Below are 23,711 nucleotides of genomic sequence, written 5' to 3'. Positions count from 1 at the left end.
GCCACAACTGCCGGACCGATGCGACAGGGTGAGGACGCGGCGATGACGGCATTCCGGGCGGTGGTGGTCGACAAGGGCGAGCAGGGCTACGTCTGCAGCTTCCGGGACTTCGACGAAACCGAGCTGATGGACGGCGACGTGACCGTCCGGGTCACGCATTCCACGGTCAACTACAAGGACGGCCTGGCGCTGACCGGCAAGGCGCCGGTGGTTCGGCGCTTCCCGATGATTCCCGGCATCGACTTCGCCGGGGAGGTGGAGAGCTCCAGCCATCCGGACTGGAAGCCCGGCGACGCGGTGGTCCTCAACGGCTGGGGAATCGGCGAGACGCATCTGGGCGCCTACGCCCAGAAGGCCCGCGTGAAGGGCGACTGGCTGATCCGGCGCCCCGAGGGCCTGAGCGCGGCCGAGACCATGGCCATCGGGACGGCCGGCTACACGGCCGCGCTGGCCGTGATCGCGCTCGAGAAACATGGGCTCACCCCGGACAAGGGGCCTGTCGTGGTCACCGGCGCGGCGGGCGGCGTCGGCTCGGTGGCGATCGCGCTCCTGTCCAAGCTGGGCTGGCATGTCATCGCCTCGACCGGCCGGCCGCAGGAGGCCGACTACCTCAAGGGCCTGGGGGCCGCCGAGATCATCGACCGCCAGGAGCTCGCCGGACCGGCCAAGCCGCTGGCCCGGGAGCGCTGGGCGGCGGGCGTCGATTCGGTCGGGTCCACCACGCTGGCCAACCTCCTGTCGATGACCCGCTACAATGGCGCGATCGCCGCCTGCGGACTGGCGGGCGGCATGGACCTGCCCTCGTCCGTGGCGCCCTTCATCCTGCGCGGCGTCGCGCTGCTCGGCGTCGACAGCGTGATGGCCGCCAAGGCGCGGCGGCTGGAAGCGTGGTCGCGGCTGGACCGGGATCTCGACCGCGCCAAGCTGGCGGCGCTCACCACGACCATCCCGTTCGACCGGGTGATCGAGACCGGCCAGAAGATCCTGGACGGGACGGTGCGGGGCCGCGTGGTGGTGGAGATCGGCTGAGGCCCGGTCCCGCCGGCCGGCCGGGGCCGCTCAGGCGGCCTCGCCGTCGCTCTCCTGCGCGGGCGCGCCGCGGACGGCGTCGATCAGGCGCTGGCATTCGAGAAGCTCGAACAGCGCGCCCTGCAGGCGGCGGATCGCGTCCGGCGACATCTGCAGGCCGCCCATGGAGGACGGCCCCGGCCGGGCCACCTGCGTCAGGGTGGCCACGGACGAGCCGCGGGTCTCCGCCTCGCCCATCTCGTCGTCCGGCCCATAGGAGTCGAGCGGATCGTCCTCCTCGGCGCCGCCATGGCTCGGCGGCGGCATCGGGGCCGTGATCTCGCCGCGCCCGAGCGCCTGCACGGAGCGGACGCCCTGCTCCTTGAGGATGCGCTGCACGCCCTTGATGGTGTAGCCCTGCCCGTAGAGCAGCTGCCGGATCCCGCGCAGGAGATCGACGTCGTCCGGGCGGTAGTAGCGCCGTCCGCCTCCCCGCTTCAGCGGCCTGATCTGAGAGAATCGCGTCTCCCAGAACCGGAGCACGTGCTGCGGCAGGTCGAGATCTTCGGCGACCTCGCTGATGGTTCTGAAAGCGTCAGGACTTTTGTCCACCTCGGGCCCCCGGGCAGGCGTTCAGACGAAAGGGCGGCGACGCGCCCCCGGGTTCGCCGACGTCAATCCGCGACGTCGCGCACGTCCAGGCCATTGATTCGGGCCTTCAGGATGTTGGAGGGCTTGAACACCATGACGCGGCGGGGCTCGATCGGCACCTCGACGCCCGTCTTGGGGTTGCGGCCCACGCGCTCTCCCTTTGAGCGCACCACGAAGGACCCAAAGGACGAGAGCTTCACCGTCTCGCCATTGGCCAGGCAGTCGGAGACCTCTTTCAGCACCAGTTCGACGAGCGCCGACGACTCGGTCCGGGACAGGCCCACACCCTTGTAGACGGCCTCGCACAGCTCGGCCCGCGTGATCGTCCGTTCGGCCACACCGTCCCCCGATGCTTTCTCGTCAAAAGAAGCCTTCAGCAGAGCGCAGTGAAGACTGCGGCTATGCCTCTGATAGCGAAGGCTATTCTGTGATCCGACACCGGTCAACGATGATGACGCAAGAGCGGATGATTCAATCACAGATTGGTGAGGCTGAGCCGCTCACCAGCGGATCAGCGCGGAGCCCCAGGTGAAGCCGCCGCCCATCGCCTCGATCAGGACCAGTTGGCCCGGCTTGATCCGGCCATCCGCGCAGGCCGTGGCGAGCGCCAGCGGGATCGACGCCGCGGAGGTGTTGCCGTGGTCCTCGACGGTGACCACGACGCGGGCCGAATCGATGCCCAGCTTGCGCGCCGTGGCGTCGATGATGCGCCGGTTGGCCTGGTGGGGGACGAACCAGTCGATCGCGTCGGCGGTCACGCCCGTGACGCGGAAGGTTTCCTCGATCGTCTCGGCCAGGAAGTTCACGGCGTGCCGGAACACCTCCTTGCCCTCCATCCTGAGATGGCCCGTGGTGGCCGTCGACGAGGGGCCGCCATCGACATAGAGCTTGTCGAGGTGCCGGCCGTCGGCCCGGATATGGGTGGAGAGCACGCCGCGGTCCGACAATTCGCCGTCGCCCCGCCGCGCCTCCAGCACCACCGCGCCGGCGCCGTCGCCGAAAAGCACGCAGGTGGTGCGGTCGGTCCAGTCCAGGATGCGCGAGAAGGTCTCCGCGCCGATAACCAGGGCGCGCTGATGCGTGCCGGAGGTGAGGAACTTGTCCGCGGTGGTCAGGGCGTAGACGAAGCCCGAGCATACGGCCTGCAGGTCGAAGGCCGCGCCGCGCGTGACGCCCAAGGCCGCCTGGACCTGCGTGGCGGTGGCCGGGAAGGTGAAGTCCGGCGTCGCGGTGGCGACGATGATCAGGTCGATCTCCGACGCGTCCACGCCGGCCGACGCCAGGGCGGCGCGCGCCGCGCGCGTGGCCAGCACGGAGGTGGTCTCCTCCTTGGCGGCGATGTGGCGCTGGCGGATGCCGGTCCGCTCCACGATCCAATCGTCGGAGGTGTCCACCATGGTGGAGAGCTCCGCATTGGCGAGAACGCGATCGGGGAGGCTTTGGCCGCATCCGATGACGACCGAACGCAATGTCATCACACCTGAGTCTCCGGCGCCGCGATCGCCGGCTCGGGCGTCGCGCTCGGGAAGTGGGCCTCAAGACTGTCGCGAATCTTGGACAGGAGGTCGTGTTTCACCATGTCGTAGCCCAGATCGATCGCGGCGGCGAATCCCGTCTGGTCGGCTCCGCCGTGGCTCTTGATGACGATGCCGTCGAGGCCAAGGAAAACGCCCCCATTGGCGCGGCGCGGGTCCATCTTCTCGCGCAGGGAGTCGAAGGCGCCCTTGGCGAAGACGTAGCCGAGCTTGGCCATGAAGGTGCGGCTCATGGCGCTGCGCAGGTAGGACGCCATCTGCCGGGCCGTTCCCTCGGCGGTCTTCAGCGCGATGTTGCCGGCGAAGCCCTCGGTGACCACCACGTCCACCGCGCCCTGCCCAATGTCGTCGCCCTCGACGAAGCCGGCGTAAGAGAGGTGGGGAAAACCGCCCTCCTTCAGGAGGCGCCCGGCGGACTTGACCTCCTCGACGCCCTTGATCTCCTCGACGCCGACATTGAGGAGGCCGACGGTGGGACGATCGATTCCGAAGACGATCTGCGCCATGGCCGAGCCCATGATGGCGAGGTCGACGAGATGGCGGGCGTCGGCGCCGATCGTCGCCCCGACGTCCAGCACGATGCTCTCGCCCTTGATGGTGGGCCAGATCGCCGCGATGGCGGGACGATCCACCTGCGCCATGGTGCGCAGGCAGAACTTCGACATCACCATCAGCGCGCCGGTGTTGCCGGCCGACACGGCGACGTCGGCCTCGCCCTTCTTCACCGAGTCGATGGCGCGCCACATCGACGACTTGTAACGGCCCTGCCGCAGCGCCTGGCTGGGCTTGTCGTCCATGCGGATCGCGACGTCGGAGTGGTGGAACGTGGTCACGGCCTTCAGGGCCGGATGCCGCTCCAGCACGGGCAGGCACTCCGCCTCCTTGCCGTGAATGATGAAGGTCGCGTCGGGATGCCTGACGAGCGCCAGCGCGGCGCCGGGGATGACCACCGAGGGGCCGTGGTCCCCTCCCATGGCGTCGAGCGCGATCCTCACGTTGCGTGTCATGGATTCCCAGGCCGGCCCATTCAAGTGGTCACGCAAACGGCCGCACACGGGCTCGTGCGGACGGCGGACAATAACGAAGCGGCCGCTCGAGGCAACCGGGTTTTATCCTGATGAACAGGAGGAAAACCGGCCCCGGCGGCGGACGCCGAAGGCGTGGGTCTCACGACTTTTCGTCGCCCTTGAGGCGGCCGAGCGCCGCAAACGGAGACTCTTCGGGATCTTCGCTTTCGATATGGGCGAAACCCTCGACGCCGGGCTTGCGCGGATAGGGATCGAGGCCGAGCGCCAGGAACTCGGCCGTGATGGCGCCGAGGTCGATTTTTCCGTTGATGATCGGGTCCGGGGCGTCGATGAGCTCGGAGGAGACGTTCTCGTCGGCCTCCTGCTCGCGGCCCACCGGCGCGTCCTCGGCGAAGTCGAGGTCGACCTCCTCCACCACCCGCGAGGAGAACTCCTCCAGGGTGACCACGCAGGTCTGGCGCACGTCGCCGGTCACCTCGCCCCTGACATGGACGGTGCGCCCCTTGGGCGTCACCCGGAACCGGCCCGTCAGCCGATCGATCCCGTCGATCTTGAACTCCCTGGCGAGCGCCGCGCGCTCGGCCTCGCTGGCCTCGACCGCGACGTCGGCGCCCGCGCCCAGGCCCGAGGCGACGTCGATGGTGCGCGACAGCGTCGGCGGGGCGCCGTGCGGCGCGGCGGCGGCCGACTCGCGCCGGGCATGTCGATCGTGGTCCTTGTCGCGCGGGGTCTTCATGGCGCGGCCCTCATGCGGTCGGGGTGACGGACGCCGTCGCGCAGAACGCGTCGGGATCCGGAAAGGGCAGCCTCGCGGCCGCGATGTCGTCGAAGCCGACGGCCTCGAAGCGCCGGACGGCCTCGATCAGGTAGGCCGCCAGCCGGTCGGCGTCGGCGCGCCTCTCGGGCGCCTGGGCGTAGACGTTGCGCAGGACGGCGTCCGCCAGGGGCTCGCCGCCGCCCAGGGCCAGCTCATAGGCCTTGGCGCGGCCGAAGAACGCGCCGGCCATCGTCTTCATGCGCTTGGGGACGACGACGTCGCCGACGCCCAGCTCGCGCAGGGCGTGGTCGAAGCCCTTGAACACGGCGTCGACGAGATCCTGGGCCAGATCCTCGGCCGGCGGCGGCAAGGCCTTCAGCCGCCGCAGGGTCAGGAAGGCGTGCAACACCATCATGTCGAAGCGGCCCTCGACCGTGTCGGGCACGTGGAGATCCCGGTAGAAGGCCGGCGCGCGGGCGGCGTTCGCCACCGCCTCGTGCAGGCGGCCGACCAGCTCGGCGTTGGCGTCCCGGCGCTTGAACAGGCTGAAAATCATGCTCGCACGTCCCGTCCGGGAAGGAAGCCGAGATGCTTCCGGGGCCGCCGCGGCGCTCCTTGCAATTCCATTGGACGCGGGTTACGGCATCCGTGCCGGTCCCGGCAAGAGAAATCGTCGTTCAACGACCGGCCCTCCTCTTTCGGCCCAAGTGGGCGGCATTCTGGGAGTCTACACATGGTGCGTCGCAAGACGTCGGACAGCTCCGTCGCCAGACACAGCTCCGCCCGGCGGTGGACCATGCGCCTGGCGCTGGCCGTGGCGCTCGGCGCCGGCTTGTCCGCCTGCAACACCGAGCCGCAGACCCGCGGCTACATGCTCGACGAGAAGCTCCTGAGCGAGGTGCGGGTCGGCACGGACGCGCAGAAGGTGCTCAGCGCGATGGGAACCCCCTCCACGGTGTCCACCGTCGGCAACCAGACCTGGTACTACATCAGCCAGAAGACCACCCGGACGCTGCAGTTCATGGAGCCGACCGTGATCGACCAGCGCGTGCTGGCGATCAATTTCAACAAGTCCATGAAGGTCGAGAAGATCGCCTCCTACGGCCTGCAGGACGGCGTGCCGTTCGACTTCATCAGCCGCACGACGCCGACGGGCGGCAACGAGCTCTCGGTCGTGCGCCAGCTGCTGCGCGCCACCGGCCAGGGCGTGATCTGACCGCACGGTCCAAGCGCCCTGCCCGGCCGGAGATCCCGGCCGGAAACGACGAAGCCCGCGGCGGACCGCGGGCTTTTTTGTTGGCCTGGCTTCGGAACCTGGCGCTCCCGCACCCAGCAATCCCTCGTCCTGCGAGACGCAGGCCCAAGGGGGCCTGCTCCTCAGGATGAGGGGCGTTGAGAGGAACCAGGTCAGGCCATCAGAACGCCGCCGCGACGGAGCGCGGCGGCGGTCGATTTCACGCGGCGCCGATATGCGCCAGGATCGCCAGCAGCAGCAGGGCCACGATGTTGGTGATCTTGATGGCCGGGTTCACGGCCGGGCCGGCGGTGTCCTTGTAGGGATCGCCGACGGTATCGCCCGTCACCGACGCCTTGTGGGCGTCGCCGCCCTTCAGGTGCTTGACGCCGTCCTTGTCGATGAAGCCGTCCTCGAAGGACTTCTTGGCGTTGTCCCAGGCGCCGCCGCCCGAGGTCATCGAGATGGCGACGAAGAGGCCGTTGACGATGACGCCCAGGAGCGAGGCGCCCAGCGCCGCGAAGGCCGAGGCCTTGGAGCCGGAGATCAGCAGCACGCCGAAATAGGCGACGAGCGGCGCCAGCACCGGCAGCAGCGAGGGGATGATCATCTCCTTGATGGCGGCCTTGGTGAGCATGTCCACGGCGCGGCCATAGTCCGGGCGGTCGGTGCCGGCCATGATGCCGGGCTTTTCCTTGAACTGCCGGCGCACCTCCTCCACCACGGAGCCCGCCGCGCGGCCGACGGCCGTCATGGCGATGCCGCCGAACAGGTAGGGGATGAGTCCGCCGAAGATCAGGCCGGCCACCACATAGGGGTTGGAGAGGTCGAACGAGACGTTCGCCACGCCCTTGAAATACGGGAACAGCGTCGATCCGGCCCTGTTGGCCTCGTTGGTGAAGTATTGCAGGTCGTAGCTGTAGGCGGCGAACAGCACCAGCGCGCCGAGGCCGGCCGAGCCGATGGCGTAGCCCTTCGTCACCGCCTTGGTGGTGTTGCCCACCGCGTCGAGCGCGTCGGTGGAGTGACGGACCTCCTTGGGCAGGCCGGCCATCTCGGCGATGCCGCCGGCGTTGTCGGTGACGGGCCCGAAGGCGTCCAGCGCCACGATCATGCCGGCGAGGCCGAGCATGGTCGTCACCGCGATGGCGGTGCCGTAGAGGCCGGCGAGCTGGAAGGTGCTGATGATGCCGCCGACGATGACGATGGCGGGCAGCGCGGTCGATTCGAGCGACACCGCGAGGCCCTGGATCACGTTGGTGCCGTGGCCGGTGACCGACGCCTGGGCGATCGAAACCACGGGCCGCTTGCCCGTGCCGGTGTAGTACTCGGTGATCCAGACGATGAGGCCGGTGACGACGAGGCCGACGACGCCGCAGATCAGCAGGCGCGTGCCGTTGACGGTGATGTCGCCGCCCATGGCCTTGACGACGCCGATGTCGCCGAAGCCCACCGTGCCCCAGGTGGCGATGGCCAGCCCGACCACGGACAGCAGCGTGCTCACCCACAGGCCCTTGTAGAGCGCGCCCATGATGGAGTTGTTGCTGCCGAGCTTGACGAAGAAGGTGCCGACGATCGACGTCACGATGCAGACGGCGCAGATCGCGAGCGGGTAGTTGATCGCCGCGCTGAGCACGGGCTGGCCGGCGAAGAAGATGGCGGCCAGCACCATCGTGGCGACCACGGTCACCGCATAGGTTTCGAACAGGTCGGCCGCCATGCCGGCGCAGTCGCCGACATTGTCGCCGACATTGTCCGCGATGGTGGCGGGGTTGCGCGGGTCGTCCTCGGGAATGCCGGCCTCGACCTTGCCCACGAGGTCCGCGCCGACATCGGCGCCCTTGGTGAAGATGCCGCCGCCGAGACGGGCGAAGATCGAGATCAGAGAGGCGCCGAAGCCGAGCGCGACGAGCGAATCGATGATGACGCGCAACTCGGCCGGGTTGGTGATGGACAGGCCCATCGGACCGGTGAGGATGACGTAGTAGACGGCGACGCCGAGCAGCGCGAGGCCCGCGACCAGCATGCCGGTGACCGCGCCCGCCTTGAAGGCGACGTCGAGGCCGGCCGCCAGCGAGATCGAGGCCGCCTGCGCGGTGCGCACATTGGCCCGGACGGACACGTTCATGCCGATGAAGCCGGCCGCGCCGGACAGCACCGCGCCGATAAGGAAGCCGACGCCCACCTTGAGGCCCAGCAGCCAGACGATGATGGCGAACAGCACCACGCCGACCATGCCGATCGTCGTATATTGCCGCTTCAGATAGGCTTGCGCTCCTTCGCGGATGGCGGACGCGATCTCCTGCATCCGTTGCGTGCCTGCGTCGCGTCGGTTCACGTCCGCGCTCGCCCACACGCCATAGGCGACCGACAACAGGCCGCCAATGATGATCAACGCTAAAGTCATTGTGCCGTCCTTGCAGTTCCCAGCGGTGCGGCTCTGACACGCCTCGTGGCTGACGAACCGTTATTCTGACCGCGCCTCACCACGCGAGGCGGCGCAAGCGTGGCAAAATCGAACGTCGGACGCAAACAGACTTTCGCAGGAAACCCGCATTTCAGGGATTATTTTCAGCGGTCGCGGCGGGACCGCTCACGCCGTCCGCGTCCGCGTCCACAGGCGCCACAGCAGCACCAGCAGCGCGAGCGCCACGGGCGGGAACACAACCAGGTTGACCGCGCTCCATCCGGCCGTCGCCAGGATGTGGCCGGAGGAGAACGACCCCACCGCCATCGTGCCGAACACCAGGAAGTCGTTCATCGACTGCACCCGCGTCCGCTCTTCGGGGGCGCAGGTCTCGGCCACCAGCGCCGTGGCGCCGATGAAGCCGAAGTTCCAGCCGAGGCCCAGCACGATCAGCCCGGCCCAGAAATGCGCCACGGTGACGCCCGACAGGTCGATGAGCCCCGCGACGGCGATCATGACGAGGCCGGCCACGATGATGCGCGGGGCGCCGAATCGCGCAATCAGCGAGCCGGTGAAGAAGCTCGGTCCATACATGGCGATGACGTGCCACTGGATGGCGAGATTTGAGTCGCCGATGGCGTGGCCGCACATGCGCATGGCCAGCGGCGCGGAGGTCATGACGAGGTTCATCAGCGCGTAGCTCACCACGCCGCAGAGCGCGGCGGTGATGAAGGCGGGCTTGCGCATGATCTCGAGCAGCGGGCGCCCCCCGCCGGCGGCCGTGACGGGCGGGAAGGGAATCCGCACGAAGAAGAGCACGCCCATGGCGACCAGCGCCACGGCGGCCTGGGCCAGGTAGGTGGCGGCGAACAGATAGGGCGGCCAGACGTCCATGGTGAACTGGATGAGCTGCGGCCCCAGCACGCCGGCGGCCAGGCCGCCGCCCATCACATAGGCGATGGCGCGCGGCCTGAAGGCCGCGCTGGCCGTGTCGGCGGCGGCGAAGCGGTAGGACAGCGCCACGGCGGCGTAGAGGCCGCCGAAGAAGGTGGCGAGCAGGAAGAGCGCGAAGGAGCTCTTCAGGATGGCCACGCAGCCGCAGAGGCCCGTCAGGCAGCCCGCCGCGGCGCCGACGAAGAAGGCCGCCCGGCGGCCCCAGCGCCGCGCGATCGCCCCCATGGGCAGGGTGCCGAAGGCCATCCCGAGCACCAGGATGGAGATGGGGGTGGTCGCCCAGGCGGGGTCCGGGGCCAGCTGCGCGCCCACGATCGCCCCGGTGGCGAAGACGACCGTGGAGTTGGCGCCCGCCAGCGCCTGCGCCACGGCGAGCAGCACGGCGTTGCGCCGGGCCAGCCGGTCGTTCACGAGCGGGGCATGCATGACGAACCCTCAAAAATGGCTGAATGAACCACGGGGGATCGCAATCGGCTCGCCGCCGCGGCGCACCTGGAAGGGCTGTCCGGCCGCGCCCACGGACCCGATAAGGGTCATGGGGACGCCCAGAGAGGCGCAGCGGGACTGGAATTCCGCGAGGTCGGCCGGGCCGACGGTGCAGAGCACTTCATAGTCGTCGCCGCCGGTCGCGGCGCGCTCCAGGAGCGAGGGTTCGCGCGCGACGGCGGCGGCGGCGGCGGCCGAGAGCGGCACGCCGTCGAGCTCCAGCGTTCCGCCGAGGTTCGAGGCGGCCAGCAGCTTGCGCAGGTCGCCGACGAGCCCGTCCGAGACGTCCATGCTGGCCCGCGCATGAGCGAGCAGCGCCGGGGCGAGCGCCAGCCGCGGCTGCGGCCGCAAATAGCGGTCGAGGAGATGCGCCCGCTGGCCGGGATCGAGCGCGTCGGCCCAGGGCTGGGCGCCGTCGAGCCGCAGCGCCAGGCCGAGCGCGGCGTCGCCGACCGTGCCGGAGACCAAGATCGCGTCGCCCTCGCGCGCCGCCATGCGCACCGGCATGCGCCCCGCCGGGACGGAGCCCAGGGCCGTGACGGAGATCGTCAGCGGTCCGGGGGTCTTCACCGTGTCGCCGCCCAGGAGCGGGCAGCCCGTGGCGACGGCGCCGTCGTTCAGGCCGCGGCTGAAGGCGGCCAGCCACTCTTCGGTCCAGTCCGGGGGCAGCGCCAGCGCCAGCAGGAAGCCCCGCGGCGCGGCGCCCTTGGCCGCCAGGTCGGAGAGGTTCACGGCCAGCGCCTTCCAGGCGATCGCCTCCGGCGGATCGTCCGGGAAGAAGTGCACCCCGGCCACGATGGCGTCCACCTTGAGCACGAGATCGCGCCCCGCCTCGCCCGGCAGGCGCGCCGCGTCGTCGAGGAGGGCCATGCCCCCCTCCCCGGCCATGGGCCGGAAATAGCGCGCGATGAGGTCGTCCTCGGAAGGCCGTGATGGGGTCGAAATCGCCAGCCTCCACATTCCCGGGCCCGCCACCGGGTCCGGCTGGCCTAGCGGGCCCGCTGCTTGGTCAGTTCGTCTCCGCGGACGTCGCGGGCGATGGCGTCGAGCACGGCGTTGACCATGCCGGATTCCTCGCCGTCATAGAAGGCGTTCGCCACGTCGACATATTCGGTGATGGCGACGCGCGCAGGCACGTCGGCGCGCCGGATCAGCTCATAGGCGCCGGCGCGCAGGATGGCGCGCAGCACCGCCTCGATGCGCTTCAGCGGCCAGCCCTTGGCGAGCGCGGCGTCCACCTTCTGGTCGATGAGCCGCTGCTCCTGGACGACGCCGGACACGAGGTCGCGGAAGAACCCCACCTCGGCCGGCTTGAACTCCATGTCCTCGACTTCGCGGCCCATCCAGTGGGCCTCGAACTGCGCGACGGCGTCCAGCACGCCCTTGCCCGACAGCTCCATCTCGTAGAGCGTCTGCACGGCGGCGAGCCGGGCCGCGGAGCGTTTTTCGCCCTTGGCCATTCCGATCAGATCCTTCCAGCCGCGAGGCGGCGCTTGATGCGCAGGACCGCCAGCGCAGCCTCGGCCGCGCCGCCGCCCTTGTTCATGTCCGAAACCCGGGCGCGGGCCCAGGCCTGTTCGTCGTTCTCCACCGTCAGGATGCCGTTGCCGAACGGAATGCGCCGGTCGACGGACAGGTCCATCAGGGCCCGCGAGCTCTCGCCCGCCACGATGTCGTAATGGCCGGTCTCGCCGCGGATGACGCAACCGAGCGCCACGACCGCGTCGAAGGGCGTCCCGGCCGCCTCCGCCGCGTCGAGCGCGATCGCGATGGCGGATGGGATCTCCAGCGCGCCCGGGACGGTGAGGACCGTGACGTCCATCTCCTCGGCCGCGCCGACCCCCTTGGCGCCCGCCAGAAGCTCGTCGGCGAGGTCGTCGTAGAAACGGGCCTCGACGATCAGCAGGCGGCCCTTCGTGGGCGCGCCATCACGGGTGGCGCTGGCGAAACGGGGGGCGGCCATGGCGGGTCTCGGTGGGTTGAGCGGAGGAGGCTGTCAGTAGCCCTGCTCGCGCGCTTCCGCAAGCCGCGCCGCGTAGCGGGCCATCTGGTCGACCTCCAGGTTGAGCCGGTCGCCGGCCTTGAGCGCGCCCAGCGTGGTCACCTGAAGCGTGTGCGGAATCAGGAACACGGTGAAGAGGTCGCTCTCGACGCTGTTGACCGTGAGGGACACGCCGTCGAGGGCCACCGAGCCCTTCTCGGCGATGAACTTCGCCAAGCCGGCCGGCGCGCGGATGGTGAACCGGGCCGTGGGGCCCCAGGCGCCGCCCGCGCCCTCGTCGGCCGTCACGTCGTCGCGGGCCACGACCTCCGCCACGCCGTCGACATGGCCGGAGACGAGATGCCCGCCGAGCTCGTCGCCGATCCGCAGCGAGCGCTCCAGGTTGATGGGCCGCCCCGCGCGCCAGCCGCCCACTGTCGTGCGGGCCAGCGTCTCGGCCGCGGCGTCGACGGTGAACCAGGAGCCGCCCTCCGGCCGGGGACCCATCCCGGTGACGGTGAGGCAGGGACCCGAACAGGCGATCGACGCGCCCAGATCGATGCCCGCCGCCTCATAGGCGGAGTGGATGGTGAGGCGGCGCAGCGCGCCCTGGTGGTCCTCGACGCGGACGAGCTCGCCCACATCCGTCACGATTCCGGTGAACATCAGCGCCTCCTGGCGTAGCTACGCCACGCATCGCGACCGAGCGGGACGGCATCGCCCCGCTCCATATGGGGATCGCGTTCGATGATTTGGGCCAGCGCCGGGCCGATCGCCGGCAGGCCGGGCCGGCCGAGCCTGTCGGGCCCGGTGAGGATTTCGACGGCGTCGACCTGCCCGGCCAAGGCGAGCGCCTCGGCCAGGCGGGGTCCGCCCTCGCAGAACGCCCGCGTGACGCCCCGCGCCGCCAGGGCCGCGAGCGCGGCGAGCAGGTCCAGCCCCGCGCCGTCCGGCGCCCGCGGGACCCGGATGACGACGGCGCCCGCCTGCGCCAGCGCGGCCTCGGCCGCGCCCGGCGCGTCCGGCGCGGCGACGATCCAGGTCGGGACCTCCCGGGCGGTCGCCACGATCCTGGCGCCGGGCGGCGTCCGCAGGGCCGTGTCGAGCACGACGCGCACGGGGGAGCGATGCTCGAGGCCCGGCAGGCGGCAGGTCAGGAGCGGGTCGTCGGCCAGCACGGTCCCGACCCCCACCAGCACGACGTCGTGCTGGGCGCGCATGAGGTGGACGCGCGCGGCCGCCTCGGCGCCGGTGATCATCAGGCGCGGTCCGGCGCAGGCGGCGGCGTAGCCGTCGGCCGTCCGGGCGAGCTTGAGGGTGACCATGGGGCGGCCCTCGACGATGCGCTTGATGAAGCCGCGATTGGCCCACCGCGCCTCGCCGGCGAGGACGCCGACGCTCACCGTCACGCCGTGGGCGCGCATCAGGATATGGCCGCGCCCGTTGACCCGCGGGTCGGGATCCTCGATGGCGGAGACCACGCGGGCGATCCCGGCGTCGAGGATGGCGTGGCTGCACGGGGCCGTCTTGCCGAAATGGGAGCACGGCTCCAGCGTCACCGTCAGGGTCGCGCCGCGCGCCGCCGCCCCGGCCTGCGCCAGCGCAACGGGCTCGGCGTGAGGCCTGCCGCCCGGCTGGGTCCAGCCCCGGCCGAGGATCACGGGGCCGTCCGGGCCAGGCGTCCAGACCACGGCTCCCACCGCCGGATTGGGCCAGGTGTTCCCCAGCCCGCGCCGCGCCAGCGCCAGCGCGATGCGCATGGTGGCGACGTCGTCGGGAGGGAAGGCCTCGCCCGGGCTCCTCGCCCGCGGCCGGCCTGCTGGCGCGGTCATGACGCCTCGCGCGCTCCCGCCTTGGGCCGCCGGGCCGGCGGCGGCGCGCCGTCGTCGTCCGGGCTCGTGAGCTCGCCGAGCAGCTCCTCGAAGTCCTTGGCCTCGCGGAAATTGCGGTAAACCGACGCGAAACGCACATAGGCCACGTCGTCGAGCGCCTTCAGGCCCTCCATGACGAGTTCGCCGATCACCGCGGTGGTGACCTCGCCGTCGCCGAGGCTCTCGAGCTGCCGGACGATGCCGTTGATCATGCGCTCGACCCGATCGGGATCGACAGGGCGCTTGCGCAGCGCGATCTCGATGGACCTCACCAGCTTGTCGCGGTCGAACGGGATGCGGCGGCCGGAGCGCTTGACCACCATCAGCTCGCGCAGCTGGACGCGCTCGAAGGTGGTGAAGCGGCCGCCGCAGTCCGGGCAGACGCGCCGCCGCCGGATTGCGGAGCTGTCGTCCGTCGGGCGGGAATCCTTCACCTGCGTGTCGAGGCTGGAGCAATAGGGGCAGCGCACGGGCTTTGTGTCCTGACCTGTTTCACGTGGCGCCTGAGGGCTCCGGCGCGCTCGGCCGCATGAGCATCCTGGATCCCCTCGTCCTTCGAGACGCCGCTGCGCGGCTCCTCAGGACGAGGGGGCATGAGTTACGCCGTCCGGATCCCCTTCCCGGCGCTTCGCGCCCGCCGGGGATGACGGCGAACAGCGAGGCTCAGCCGTAGATCGGGAAGCGCCGCGTCAGCTCGGCGACCTTGGCCTTCACGGCCTCCTCCACGCCGGCGTTGTTCTCCTCGCCGTTCTTAGCCAAACCGTCGAGCGTCTCGACCACCAGCTCGCCGACGCGCTTGAACTCGGCGACGCCTAAGCCGCGAGACGTCGCGGCCGGGGTCCCCAGCCGGACGCCGGAGGTGATGGTGGGCTTTGCGGTGTCGAACGGCACGCCGTTCTTGTTGCAGGTGATGTGGGCGCGCCCGAGCGAGGCTTCGGCGGCCTTGCCGGTGACGCTCTTGGGCCTGAGGTCCACCAGCATCAGGTGGTTGTCGGTGCCGCCCGTCACGATGTCGTAGCCGGCCGCCTTCACGGTGTCGGACAGCACCTTGGCGTTGTCGACCACGGCGTGGGCGTAGAGCTTGAACTCAGGCGCCAGGGCTTCGTTGAAGGCCACCGCCTTGGCGGCGATGACGTGCATCAGCGGGCCGCCCTGCAGGCCGGGGAACACGGCCGAGTTCATCTTCTTGGCCAGCTCCTCGTCGTCGGTGAGGATGAGGCCGCCGCGCGGGCCGCGCAGCGTCTTGTGCGTCGTGGAGGTGACGACGTGCGCGTGCGGGAATGGCGACGGATGCGCGCCGCCGGCGACGAGGCCCGCGAAATGGGCGATGTCGACCATGAAATAGGCCCCGACCGCATCGCAGATCTCGCGGAAGCGGGCGAAGTCCCAGTGGCGGGAGTAGCCCGAGCCGCCGGCGATGATGATCTTGGGCTTGTGCTCGCGCGCCAGGCGCTCGACGGCGTCCATGTCGACCATCTGGTCCTCGCGACGGACGCCGTAGCTGACCACCTTGAACCACTTGCCGGACATGTTGGGCGCCGCCCCGTGGGTGAGATGGCCGCCCGCCGCGAGATCGAGCCCCATGAAGGTGTCGCCCGGCTTCATCAGCGCCAGGAACACCGCCTGGTTGGCCTGCGAGCCGGAATTCGGCTGGACGTTGGCGAACCGGCAGCCGAACAGGCGCGTGGCGCGCTGGATGGCGAGGGTCTCGGCGACGTCGACGAACTGGCAGCCGCCATAGTAGCGCCGGCCCGGATAGCCCTCGGCGTACTTGTTGGTCATCACCGAGCCCTGCGCCTCGAGCACGGCGCGCGAGACGATGTTCTCCGACGCGATCAATTCGATCTCGTCCCGCTGGCGACCAAGTTCCTTGCCGATGGCGTCGGCGATCTCCGGGTCGCGATCCGCGAGCGATGCGGCGAAGAAGCTGTTCGACATGTGGCTCTGGCGCGCGTGGCTGATGGACATCGGTGCTATCTCCGGCCCAGGAGGGCGATGTGGCTCGGTTCGGTGCGGTCTTCGGGACGAGACGTGCATCCGGCGACGACGCCCGACGCCGTCCCCGCAAGATGTGGGGGGTCTATACCTCATCAAACGCCAGATTGGCCAGCGCTCCCGTCCCGGATCCCTGGGGACCGGCCCGCGCGGCCGAGCGTCGCGGGCTGAAGCGTCGCCGCAGGAGTGAGCCGGGTCAGGGCGCGCCGCGGACGCGGCTCCGTCCCTTCCGTCCGAGGCGGGGAGCGAACGACCGCCCTCCCTCGTTAGAGAGTCCAGGATGGGAGACGGTCAGTGGCGGTCACAAGAGAACAAGGCGCGGTCGCGCCGTCGGCCAGGAACGAAAAGTCCCTCGCGGCGGAGACCCGCGAGGCCCGCAAGGCGGTGGCCCGGGGCGAGGCGGCGCCGCAGGGCGTCCGCTCCTGGGGCGTGCTGATCCTGACCATCCTGGCGGTGGTCTACACGCTCTACTTCGCCAGGGAGATCATCCTGCCGATCGCTCTGGCGATCGTGCTGAAGCTGCTGCTCGGGCCGGCGATGCGGCTCCTGCACGAGCGCATGCGGGTCCCCCAGTCGCTGGCGGCGCTGCTGCTGATCCTCGTCGTCTTCGGCGCGATCGGGGTCGTGGCCTTCGCCATCTCGCTGCCGGCCTCGGGCTGGATCGAGCGGTTGCCGCAGACCTTGCCGATCCTGCAGGAGAAGCTGGCCGTGCTGCGCCAGCCGCTGGACTTCATCCAGAACGCCCTGAAGGAGTTCGAGCACGTCACGTCGAACGCCGGGCCGGGGGCGGCCGAAGGGCAGTCCGTCACGGTGAGCCAGGGCTCCGGCATCGCCGGGCACCTGGCCACCGGGACGGCGAACATGCTGGGGCGGTTCTTCACCACGATGGTGCTGCTGTTCTTCCTGCTGGCCTCGGGCGACCGCCTCCTGCGCGGCTTCGTGGAGGTGCTGCCGAGCTTTTCCGACAAGCGCCAGGCGGTCGAGATCGCCAGCGAGATCGAGACCAACATCACCGGCTATCTGCTGACCATCACGATGATGAACGCCCTCGTGGGCGTCGCCACGGGTCTGGCCATGTGGGCCTGCGGCCTCGGGACGCCGCTGCTGTGGGGAGCGGCCGCCTTCCTGCTCAACTACATCCCCATCCTGGGCCCGATGGCCGGCATCGCGATCTTCTTCGCCGCCGGCGTGCTGAGTTTCGACTGGCCCTGGTATGCGCTGCTCCCGGCCGGGGCCTATCTCCTGATCCATGTCGTCGAGGGTGAGACGGTCACGCCGATGCTGCTGGCGCGGCGGTTCACGCTGAACCCGGTGCTGGTGATCGGGTCGCTGTTCTTCTGGCATTCCGTGTGGGGCATCCCGGGCGCGTTCCTGGCCGTGCCGCTGCTGGCCATCCTGAAGATCGTGGCGGACCGGGTCGAGCCGCTGAAGCCGATCGGCCACATCATCGGAGCGTGATCGATGCCTGAGCCTTGCGCCATCGGAGCCGGGACGTGAGGAGCCCGGCCGCCATCCTCGCCGCCATGGGGCGGTCGGCGCGCCGGCTGCTGGCCGCGGTGGCGCGCCCGGTCGCCCGCGCGCAGGGCCGCGGCGGCGTCGCGCTCCTGCCCTACCGGGGCTACGGCTCGCGCAGCGAGGTCTTCCTGATCGGGCGCGTGTTCCGCCAGTCCGACGAGGCGCGCCAGGACCGGCGCGGCGGCGTCCCGGGGCAGATCCGCAACGTGCTGCGCCGCATCACGCGAGGAGCGGTGGAAGGCGCCGCGGTGACGGCCCGGTTCTGCGGCGCGCAGGAGAGGGTTACGACCGACCGCGACGGCTATTTCAGGATCCATCTGCGCCTGGCCGCGCCGCCCGCCCCGGACCGGAGCTGGCACGAGGTGGACCTGGAGCTGGAGGAGCCCCGGGTCGCCGCGAAGGCCTCCGTGTTCATCCCGCCGGACCGCTGCCGCTTCGTGGTGATCAGCGACATCGACGACACCGTCGTTGAGACCGGGATCGCCAACAGGCTGGTGATGCTGTGGCGCCTGTTCGTCGAGGACGCCGAGAGCCGGATCGCCTTCCCGGGGGTCGCGGCGCTGTACCAGGCCCTGCATGGGGGACTGAGCGGGCGCGACGGCAACCCGATGCTCTATGTCTCGCGCGCGCCCTGGGGCACCTACGAGGTGCTGGAGGAGTTCTTCCAGATCCATCGCATCCCGGTCGGGCCCATCCTGTTCCTGCGCGAATGGGGCGTCAGCTGGACTTCGCCGCTGCCGCGCGAGGCGCGCAGCCACAAGGAAGACCTGATCCGGCGCATGCTGGCGCTCTACGACGCGCTGCCCTTCGTGCTGATCGGCGACAGCGGGCAGCACGACCCGGAGATCTACCGCAGGATCGTGGAGGAGAATCCCGGGCGCGTGCTCGGCGTGTTCATCCGCGACGTGTCGCACGATCCCGCCAGGGTGCGGGACATGGAGCGCCTCGCCATGGCGGTGAGCCAGGCCGGGAGCACGCTGCTGCTCGCCTCCGACAGCGTCGCCATGGCCGAGCAGGCGGTCAAGCTCGGACTCGTCGGCGAGGATACGCCGGCGGTCGTGCGCTCCAACCGGCAAGAGCAGGAGCCGCAGCCGCCCGAGGCGCCGACCACGCGGGTGAGCGGCGCGACCCCGCAGGCCACCGCCCGCGCCGTCGCCGAGGGCGGGCTCGCCACCGCGCTCGACGCGACATCGCCGGAGGCGCCGGGTCCGAACGTCGTGGTGGAGCCGGACGAACGCCGCAGCGCCCGTCCCCCGCCCGCGCCGTGAGCGGGCCGGCTTGCGCTCGCCGGCGCCGCCGGGCATCGTTCGGCGGGAAACGATCAGGAGGTCGACATGGCTGAACGCTCCTATGGCGAGTGGCGGTCGATGGCCGAGGCGCCGCGGGACGGCTCCCGGGTGCTGGTGATGCTGCGAGCGTCCGAGCAGGGCCCGGCCGAAGTCGACGTGGCGCGCTGGGGCAAGCTGAAGCCAGGCGGCGAATGCTGGATGGCGGCCGATTCGGAGCATGACTGCCCCGTCGCCTATGCGGACGGCGAACTGGCCGGCTGGATGCCCCTGCCCTCGCCCGCGCCGGGCCTGAGGGCGACGGACGTGTCGGTGCTGGAGGAATGGCGCAAGCGCGTCGCCGGGCGCGAAACCGGCGGGTCCGGGATCTAGAGCGTGCTGTGTTTCGGCGGAAACACAGCACCCTGTCGCGTCCCGGTGATCGCATGCCTTGGCGCGAAAAGCCGGTTTCCACCTTTTCGCAGCATGCTCTAGGTGCGGGCTTCCGCCGCCACCTCGTCGAACAGGCGCTCCCACCGGGGCAGCACGGCCTCGACGCTGTAGTCCCGCTCGACCTTGCGGCGCAGGGCGGCGCCCAGCCGCGCCCGCAGGGCGGCGTCGGCGTGGAGCCGCAGGACGGCGTCCGCCACCCCTTCGGGATCGCGGCGGCCCACCAGCAGCCCGGTCTCGCCATGGGCGATCTGCTGCAGGACGCCGTTGTCCGGTGTCGCCACCACCGGCAGGCTCGCGGCCCCGGCCTCGGCCACGACATGGGGCATGCCCTCACCCTCGGCGAGCCAGACGAAGGCGTCCAGCGACATCAGCAGCCGGGGCGCGTCGGCCCGGTCGCCCAGGAACCGCAGCCGGCCGGAGAGCCCGAGCTCGGCCGTAAGCGCCCGGAGCTCATCGGCGTAGTCGGGCATGAAGGCGTCCGGGCCGCCCACGACCCAAAACCTTGCCGACGCGGCGGCGCGGGCCACGATCGCCGCCGACCGGATGAAGTCCTCGACCCGCTTCTTGCGGTCGAGCCGCCCGACCCAGCCGACCAGGAAGGCGTCGCCGGGCTCGCCCATGGCGGCGCGCGCCCGGCCGCGGTCGGCGGGATCGAACTCGCCGAGATCGACCATGCTGGGGATCTCCAGCGTGCGGTCCTCGCGCTCCGGCATGCGCGACGCCGCCGCCTCCCGGATGCTGGTGCAGACCCCGACATAGCGGGCCGTGAGATCCTTCGGGCCGGCCAGCGCCTCGGCGACGATGCCGCCATGCTCGATTAAAGGCGGCGGCCTGGCCATGAGGCGCAATGCCGGCGCGACGTCCGGGACGGCCTGGCAGGCGACCACGACGTCGTAGCCCTCCATCTTGCGGGCCAGATAGGCGACCGTGTCCTCGAAGGAGAGCGCGTAGGGCGCCTCGTCGACGTCGACGCCGAGCGCCCTCAACTGGGTCACCGACTGGTCGGGCATGCCCTCCTTGCGGAAGCAGGCGACCACGTCGATGCGCCAACGGCGCGGATCGAGGTTGCGGGCCAGAAGGCGCACCTCCGTCTCCTCGCCTCCCACGACGAGCCACGCGAATACGAAGAGGATGCGCGTGGGCCGCCGCAACGGGGCGGGCGCGCCGCTCATCGGCCGAACTCGAAGACGACCTGCAGGAAATCCGGCCTCTCGGCCACGAGCCGCTCCATGAAGGCCGGCGCCGCGTCGAAGGTCTCGACATGGGTGATGAGCGTGCGGCGGATCGCGTCGCCCTCGTCCGCCAGCAAGGCGAGCGTCTCGGCCGCCAGCCGGCGCCGGTTCCAGGCATGCGCAAGGCCGCGCGGGACCCGGCCGATCTGGGCGCAGCGGATGGCCAGGCCGTTGTGGTGGAACTCCTCGCCGAGCCGGACCTCCTCGGAGCCGCCCTGGTAGAAGGCGAGGTCGATCACGGTTCCCTGCGGGCGAAGCGCCTTGAGGCACTGGTGGAGCGCTCCGCCGGTCGCGCGGCACTGGAACGCGACGTCGGCGCCGCGTTCGGCGGGCCCGTGGAACCAGCGGTCCTTCACGTGCATCCAGGCGTCCGGCGCGTCGAGCGCGGCGAAGCCCAGCGCCTCGGCCCGCGAGCGGCGGAACGGCGACGGATCGACCAAGAGGACGTCGAGCGCCCCGCAGCGTCGCGCGAACAGCGCGGTCAGCATGCCGACCGTGCCCGCCCCCATGACGAGCACGCGCTGGCCGACGACGCCGTCGCCGAGGCCCCTCGCCTGCGCGCCGTAGAGATCGGCCGCGGCGTGCAGGAGCCCGTTGGCGCAGATCGGCCCCATCTGGGCGACGAAGACGCCGAGCATGGGGTCCATGCCGGGCGGCAGGACCACATGGAAATCCTGCGCGGCGTCCGCCACGTGGCCGCTCTTGTGGCCATACGCCATGGCGACCACGTCGCCCTCGCGCGGCGCGCCGGCGCGGCTTTCGGTGACGCGGGCCACCTCCATGTAGCCCAGGAACGGGACCGGGAAGCTGGCGCTCGGCTCGCCGTCCACGAAGACGCCGTACTGGCTCTCCCAGCGGGACGACAGATAGGGGTTGGTGCCCTTCAGGAAGGTGAGCTCCGTGCCGGCCGACAGGCCGGAATAGAGCGTCTCGACCTTGAAGAACCCCTCGGGCGTGGGCCCGTCGCCATAGCTGAAATGGTAGGCCCGCCCCGGCGCCTCGACGCCCAGCGAGCGGATGATGCGATCCTCAGCCATGGGAGACCTCCGCCGCCGTGGCCTGGCCGAGCGCGATGGGGCGCCGCTCCCGCGCGGACCGCGCCGCGGCGATCGCCAGGCGGTGGGTCTCCAGCGCCTCGGCGTAGGGCGCGCGGATGCGGTTTTCGCGGCCCATGACGGCGTCGACGAAATCGCGGTCCTCCCGCACGAAGGGATCGCCCTGCGCGCCGCGCACCGGCCGGCCCTCCCCGACGTCGACCATGATCTCGAACTCGGTGAGCTCGATCGCCATGCCGTCGCTGAACAGGTTGAGGCCGATGCGGTGCGGCCAGCGCAGCAGGCAGGTCGACGACACCGACCCCACCGCGCCGGAGCGGAACCGCAGCGAGGCCGTGGACGCCTCGTCGACGTCGCAGTCGGGGTGGTCGGCGCGGGGCGTGCGCCCGCCGAAGGCGAAGACCTCCTCGACCGGGCCGACCAGAAGGCGGGCGAGATCCAGGATGTGGGTCGTCTGCTCGACCATCTGGCCGCCCGACTGGTCCTGCCTGGACCACCAGGCCGGGGGCGGCGTGGAATCGAGCCAGTAGCCGTTCACCAGCCGGGCGGGCCGGGCGGCGAGCCGCTCGCGCGCCTCTTGGGTGGTGTCGAGATAGCGCCAGTGGTAGCCCACGGCCGTGACGAGCCCCGCCTCCGCCACCCGCGCCCCGATCGCCTCGGCGACGGCGCCGTCGGCGGCCAGCGGCTTTTCGATGAAGTACGGGACGCCGCGGTCCAGCAGGTCATGCTCGGGCGCGCCGTGGGCGAAGGGCGGCACGCAGACATAGCAGGCGTCCAGCCTCTCGGCGTCCAGCATGGCGCGGTGGTCGGAATAGGCGCGCGCGCCGCAGCGCGCGGCGGCCTCCCCCGCCCTGTCGGCGGCCGGGTCCGCCACGGCGACGATGCGGACGTCGTCGAACCCCGAGAGATTGCCGATGTGGCGGCCGGCGATGCCGCCCGCGCCGATGAACCCGATGCGACAGGTCATAACGTCTCCATGCTGGATGGGGTCTGGGCGAGCCGGGCGTCGGCGCGCGCGTCGGAAAGGAGGCGCCGGTAGAGCGCCAGCGTCTCGCGCGCCATGCGGGCGGCGGTGAAATCGGCCTCGAAGCGCCGGCGGGCGGCCGAGGCCAGCTCCGCGCGGCGCGCCGGATCCCGCAGCAGCGCGACCATGGCGGCCGCGAGGGCGGGCGGATCGCCCGGCGGAACCAGGACGCCGTTCTCCCCGTCGCGGACCGCGTCGGACGATCCCGGAACGCGCGTCGCGAGCGCCGGCAGGCCGGCCGCCATGGCCTCGAGCAGGACCAGCGGCAGGCCTTCGAACAGGGAGGGCAGGACGAGGAGGTCTGACGCGGCCATCAGGTCGGGCACGTCGTCCCTGCGGCCGAGCCGCAAGATCGCGTGGGAGAGCCCCGCCGCTTCGATGTCCGCCGCCAGGGCCGACGCCAGCGGACCCGCGCCGACCCAGGCGAAGCGCGCATCGGGGCACGCGGCCAGCACGTGAGGCGCGGCGGCGAGCAGATCCGCGTGCCCCTTCTGCGCCGACAGGCGCGCCACGGTGAGGAGCAGCGGGACGTCGTCGGGGACGCCGAGCCGCCGGCGGGTCTCGGCCCGGCTCGCGGCGGGCGGCGAAGAGTCCACCCCGTTCCTGATCACATGCAGCAGCGACCGCGGCGCTCCCTCGGCCTCGTAGGACCGGCGGGAGCTGTCGGACACGCAGACGAGGCCCCGCAGAAGAGGCAGGAGCTCGGCGTGCCAGCGCCTGTGCCGGTCCTCGGTGAGCAGATAGGGCAGATGCTCGGTGCGGATGATCGCCGGGACGCCGGCGGAGCGGGCCGCGTAGGCGGCAGGCAGCCCCTCCCAGCCGACGCCGGCATGGACATGCATGAGGTCCGGCCGCTGCGCGGCGAGGAAGCGGCCCAGGTCGGCCCAGCTCTCGGGCAGCTCCCAGCGCGGCATGGCCAGCGTGTCGCAGCCCAGGGCCTCGGCCCGGCGCAGCAGGCGCCGGCTCTCGGGACTGCGCATGCCGACGACGCTGAACCGGCAGGACCCGCGCAGATGGCGGACCAGCGTGAGCATGTGCTCGCCGACTCCGGACGGTGCGCGGCTGTCGGTGAACAGGCAGACGGCGAGAGGACGCGGTCCGGGACGTCCAGGAGGAACGCGCGGCTCACGGCCGCGCGCGCCGCGCTCGTCTTCCGCAGACCCGTCTTCCGCGCCCATCCGCTACGTTCCGATCCCACCGACCTAGCGGAACGGGCGACAAGCGTTTGAGTTGCGTCGGCTGCCGGACGCGGTAACGGCA

Annotated in this window: 23 protein-coding genes and 1 pseudogene; 5 read left to right on the top strand and 19 right to left on the bottom strand. The window is 71.1% G+C overall.

The window, feature by feature from the left end; genetic code table 11:
- The first annotated feature begins 42 nt into the window (after nucleotides 1–42).
- The gene (gene acuI, locus ACYVO7_RS23470) at nucleotides 43–1,029 is read left to right on the top strand and encodes an acrylyl-CoA reductase (NADPH) (protein ID WP_460452194.1); all 987 of its coding nucleotides are present in this window, start codon (nucleotides 43–45) and stop codon (nucleotides 1,027–1,029) included.
- Between the two features lie 30 nt (nucleotides 1,030–1,059).
- On the opposite strand, the gene ACYVO7_RS23465 is transcribed toward acuI, so the two are convergent.
- The 6 genes from ACYVO7_RS23465 to ACYVO7_RS23440 all read right to left on the bottom strand — a co-directional run bounded on the left by ACYVO7_RS23465 (nucleotide 1,060) and on the right by ACYVO7_RS23440 (nucleotide 5,535).
- Nucleotides 1,060–1,620 carry a MerR family transcriptional regulator gene (locus tag ACYVO7_RS23465; RefSeq protein WP_460452193.1) on the bottom strand — a complete coding sequence of 187 codons (561 nt, stop codon included), beginning with the start codon at nucleotides 1,618–1,620 and terminating at the stop codon, nucleotides 1,060–1,062.
- A 62-nt stretch (nucleotides 1,621–1,682) separates the two neighbouring features.
- Nucleotides 1,683–1,997 (bottom strand): integration host factor subunit alpha, encoded by a 315-nt coding sequence (locus tag ACYVO7_RS23460; RefSeq protein ID WP_460452192.1) that lies wholly within the window; start codon nucleotides 1,995–1,997, stop codon nucleotides 1,683–1,685.
- Between the two features lie 162 nt (nucleotides 1,998–2,159).
- Nucleotides 2,160–3,137: a beta-ketoacyl-ACP synthase III gene (locus tag ACYVO7_RS23455; RefSeq protein WP_460452191.1), complete on the bottom strand. Its 978-nt coding sequence runs from the start codon at nucleotides 3,135–3,137 to the stop codon at nucleotides 2,160–2,162.
- The gene (gene plsX / locus ACYVO7_RS23450) at nucleotides 3,134–4,201 is read right to left on the bottom strand and encodes a phosphate acyltransferase PlsX (RefSeq protein ID WP_460452190.1); all 1,068 of its coding nucleotides are present in this window, start codon (nucleotides 4,199–4,201) and stop codon (nucleotides 3,134–3,136) included. The genes ACYVO7_RS23455 and plsX overlap by 4 nt, the downstream gene beginning before the upstream one ends.
- A 160-nt stretch (nucleotides 4,202–4,361) precedes the next feature.
- Nucleotides 4,362–4,958: a YceD family protein gene (locus ACYVO7_RS23445; protein WP_460452189.1), complete on the bottom strand. Its 597-nt coding sequence runs from the start codon at nucleotides 4,956–4,958 to the stop codon at nucleotides 4,362–4,364.
- A 10-nt stretch (nucleotides 4,959–4,968) separates the two neighbouring features.
- Nucleotides 4,969–5,535 (bottom strand): ubiquinol-cytochrome C chaperone family protein, encoded by a 567-nt coding sequence (locus tag ACYVO7_RS23440; RefSeq protein WP_460452188.1) that lies wholly within the window; start codon nucleotides 5,533–5,535, stop codon nucleotides 4,969–4,971.
- 177 nt (nucleotides 5,536–5,712) lie between these two features.
- On the opposite strand from ACYVO7_RS23440, the gene ACYVO7_RS23435 reads away from it, so the two are divergent.
- Nucleotides 5,713–6,195 carry an outer membrane protein assembly factor BamE gene (locus ACYVO7_RS23435; RefSeq protein ID WP_460452187.1) on the top strand — a complete coding sequence of 161 codons (483 nt, stop codon included), beginning with the start codon at nucleotides 5,713–5,715 and terminating at the stop codon, nucleotides 6,193–6,195.
- Between the two features lie 238 nt (nucleotides 6,196–6,433).
- Here the strand turns inward: ACYVO7_RS23435 and ACYVO7_RS23430 are convergent, their stop codons facing one another.
- The 9 genes from ACYVO7_RS23430 to glyA all read right to left on the bottom strand — a co-directional run bounded on the left by ACYVO7_RS23430 (nucleotide 6,434) and on the right by glyA (nucleotide 15,880).
- On the bottom strand, nucleotides 6,434–8,620 hold the full coding sequence (locus ACYVO7_RS23430; protein WP_460452186.1) for a sodium-translocating pyrophosphatase: 2,187 nt from the start codon (nucleotides 8,618–8,620) through the stop codon (nucleotides 6,434–6,436).
- Between the two features lie 186 nt (nucleotides 8,621–8,806).
- Nucleotides 8,807–10,000 carry an MFS transporter gene (locus ACYVO7_RS23425; RefSeq protein ID WP_460452185.1) on the bottom strand — a complete coding sequence of 398 codons (1,194 nt, stop codon included), beginning with the start codon at nucleotides 9,998–10,000 and terminating at the stop codon, nucleotides 8,807–8,809.
- Between the two features lie 9 nt (nucleotides 10,001–10,009).
- Complete coding sequence (thiL, locus tag ACYVO7_RS23420; RefSeq protein WP_460452184.1) at nucleotides 10,010–11,020, bottom strand: thiamine-phosphate kinase; 1,011 nt, start codon at nucleotides 11,018–11,020, stop codon at nucleotides 10,010–10,012.
- A gap of 29 nt (nucleotides 11,021–11,049) precedes the next feature.
- Nucleotides 11,050–11,520, bottom strand: a complete 471-nt coding sequence (gene nusB, locus ACYVO7_RS23415; protein WP_460452183.1) for a transcription antitermination factor NusB — start codon at nucleotides 11,518–11,520, stop codon at nucleotides 11,050–11,052.
- Nucleotides 11,521–11,525: 5 nt separating this feature from the next.
- On the bottom strand, nucleotides 11,526–12,023 hold the full coding sequence (gene ribH / locus ACYVO7_RS23410) for a 6,7-dimethyl-8-ribityllumazine synthase (RefSeq protein ID WP_460452182.1): 498 nt from the start codon (nucleotides 12,021–12,023) through the stop codon (nucleotides 11,526–11,528).
- 33 nt (nucleotides 12,024–12,056) lie between these two features.
- Nucleotides 12,057–12,707 (bottom strand): riboflavin synthase, encoded by a 651-nt coding sequence (locus tag ACYVO7_RS23405; protein WP_460452181.1) that lies wholly within the window; start codon nucleotides 12,705–12,707, stop codon nucleotides 12,057–12,059.
- The gene (ribD, locus tag ACYVO7_RS23400) at nucleotides 12,707–13,873 is read right to left on the bottom strand and encodes a bifunctional diaminohydroxyphosphoribosylaminopyrimidine deaminase/5-amino-6-(5-phosphoribosylamino)uracil reductase RibD (protein WP_460452180.1); all 1,167 of its coding nucleotides are present in this window, start codon (nucleotides 13,871–13,873) and stop codon (nucleotides 12,707–12,709) included. The genes ACYVO7_RS23405 and ribD overlap by 1 nt, the downstream gene beginning before the upstream one ends.
- Nucleotides 13,870–14,382, bottom strand: coding sequence for a transcriptional regulator NrdR (gene nrdR, locus ACYVO7_RS23395; protein WP_460452179.1), 513 nt, complete (start codon nucleotides 14,380–14,382; stop codon nucleotides 13,870–13,872). Before nrdR ends, ribD begins: the two co-directional genes overlap by 4 nt.
- A 193-nt stretch (nucleotides 14,383–14,575) precedes the next feature.
- Nucleotides 14,576–15,880 carry a serine hydroxymethyltransferase gene (glyA, locus tag ACYVO7_RS23390; RefSeq protein WP_460452178.1) on the bottom strand — a complete coding sequence of 435 codons (1,305 nt, stop codon included), beginning with the start codon at nucleotides 15,878–15,880 and terminating at the stop codon, nucleotides 14,576–14,578.
- A gap of 321 nt (nucleotides 15,881–16,201) precedes the next feature.
- Between glyA and ACYVO7_RS23385 the strand changes: the two genes are divergently transcribed.
- From ACYVO7_RS23385 to ACYVO7_RS23375, 3 genes are all read left to right on the top strand, one after another.
- Complete coding sequence (locus ACYVO7_RS23385) at nucleotides 16,202–17,365, top strand: AI-2E family transporter (protein WP_460452177.1); 1,164 nt, start codon at nucleotides 16,202–16,204, stop codon at nucleotides 17,363–17,365.
- A 35-nt stretch (nucleotides 17,366–17,400) separates the two neighbouring features.
- Nucleotides 17,401–18,690 carry an App1 family protein gene (locus tag ACYVO7_RS23380; RefSeq protein ID WP_460452176.1) on the top strand — a complete coding sequence of 430 codons (1,290 nt, stop codon included), beginning with the start codon at nucleotides 17,401–17,403 and terminating at the stop codon, nucleotides 18,688–18,690.
- A gap of 66 nt (nucleotides 18,691–18,756) precedes the next feature.
- Entirely contained in the window at nucleotides 18,757–19,080 is a 324-nt protein-coding gene (locus tag ACYVO7_RS23375) for a hypothetical protein (protein WP_460452175.1), read from the top strand.
- Nucleotides 19,081–19,184: 104 nt separating this feature from the next.
- Here the strand turns inward: ACYVO7_RS23375 and ACYVO7_RS23370 are convergent.
- The 4 genes and pseudogenes from ACYVO7_RS23370 to ACYVO7_RS23355 all read right to left on the bottom strand — a co-directional run.
- Nucleotides 19,185–20,312, bottom strand: a pseudogene (locus ACYVO7_RS23370) (glycosyltransferase family 4 protein); the annotation flags it as partial.
- Nucleotides 20,309–21,409, bottom strand: coding sequence for a zinc-dependent alcohol dehydrogenase (locus ACYVO7_RS23365; protein ID WP_460452174.1), 1,101 nt, complete (start codon nucleotides 21,407–21,409; stop codon nucleotides 20,309–20,311). The gene ACYVO7_RS23365 and the pseudogene ACYVO7_RS23370, both read right to left, overlap by 4 nt.
- The gene (locus tag ACYVO7_RS23360; RefSeq protein ID WP_460452173.1) at nucleotides 21,402–22,394 is read right to left on the bottom strand and encodes a Gfo/Idh/MocA family protein; all 993 of its coding nucleotides are present in this window, start codon (nucleotides 22,392–22,394) and stop codon (nucleotides 21,402–21,404) included. Before ACYVO7_RS23360 ends, ACYVO7_RS23365 begins: the two co-directional genes overlap by 8 nt.
- Nucleotides 22,391–23,629, bottom strand: a complete 1,239-nt coding sequence (locus ACYVO7_RS23355) for a glycosyltransferase (RefSeq protein WP_460452172.1) — start codon at nucleotides 23,627–23,629, stop codon at nucleotides 22,391–22,393. Before ACYVO7_RS23355 ends, ACYVO7_RS23360 begins: the two co-directional genes overlap by 4 nt.
- Nucleotides 23,630–23,711: the final 82 nt, after the last annotated feature.

Source organism: Alsobacter sp. SYSU BS001988 (assembly GCF_054796215.1).
Note: the sequence above shows the minus strand (reverse complement) of the source record. Positions and strands in the feature narration are given on the sequence as shown.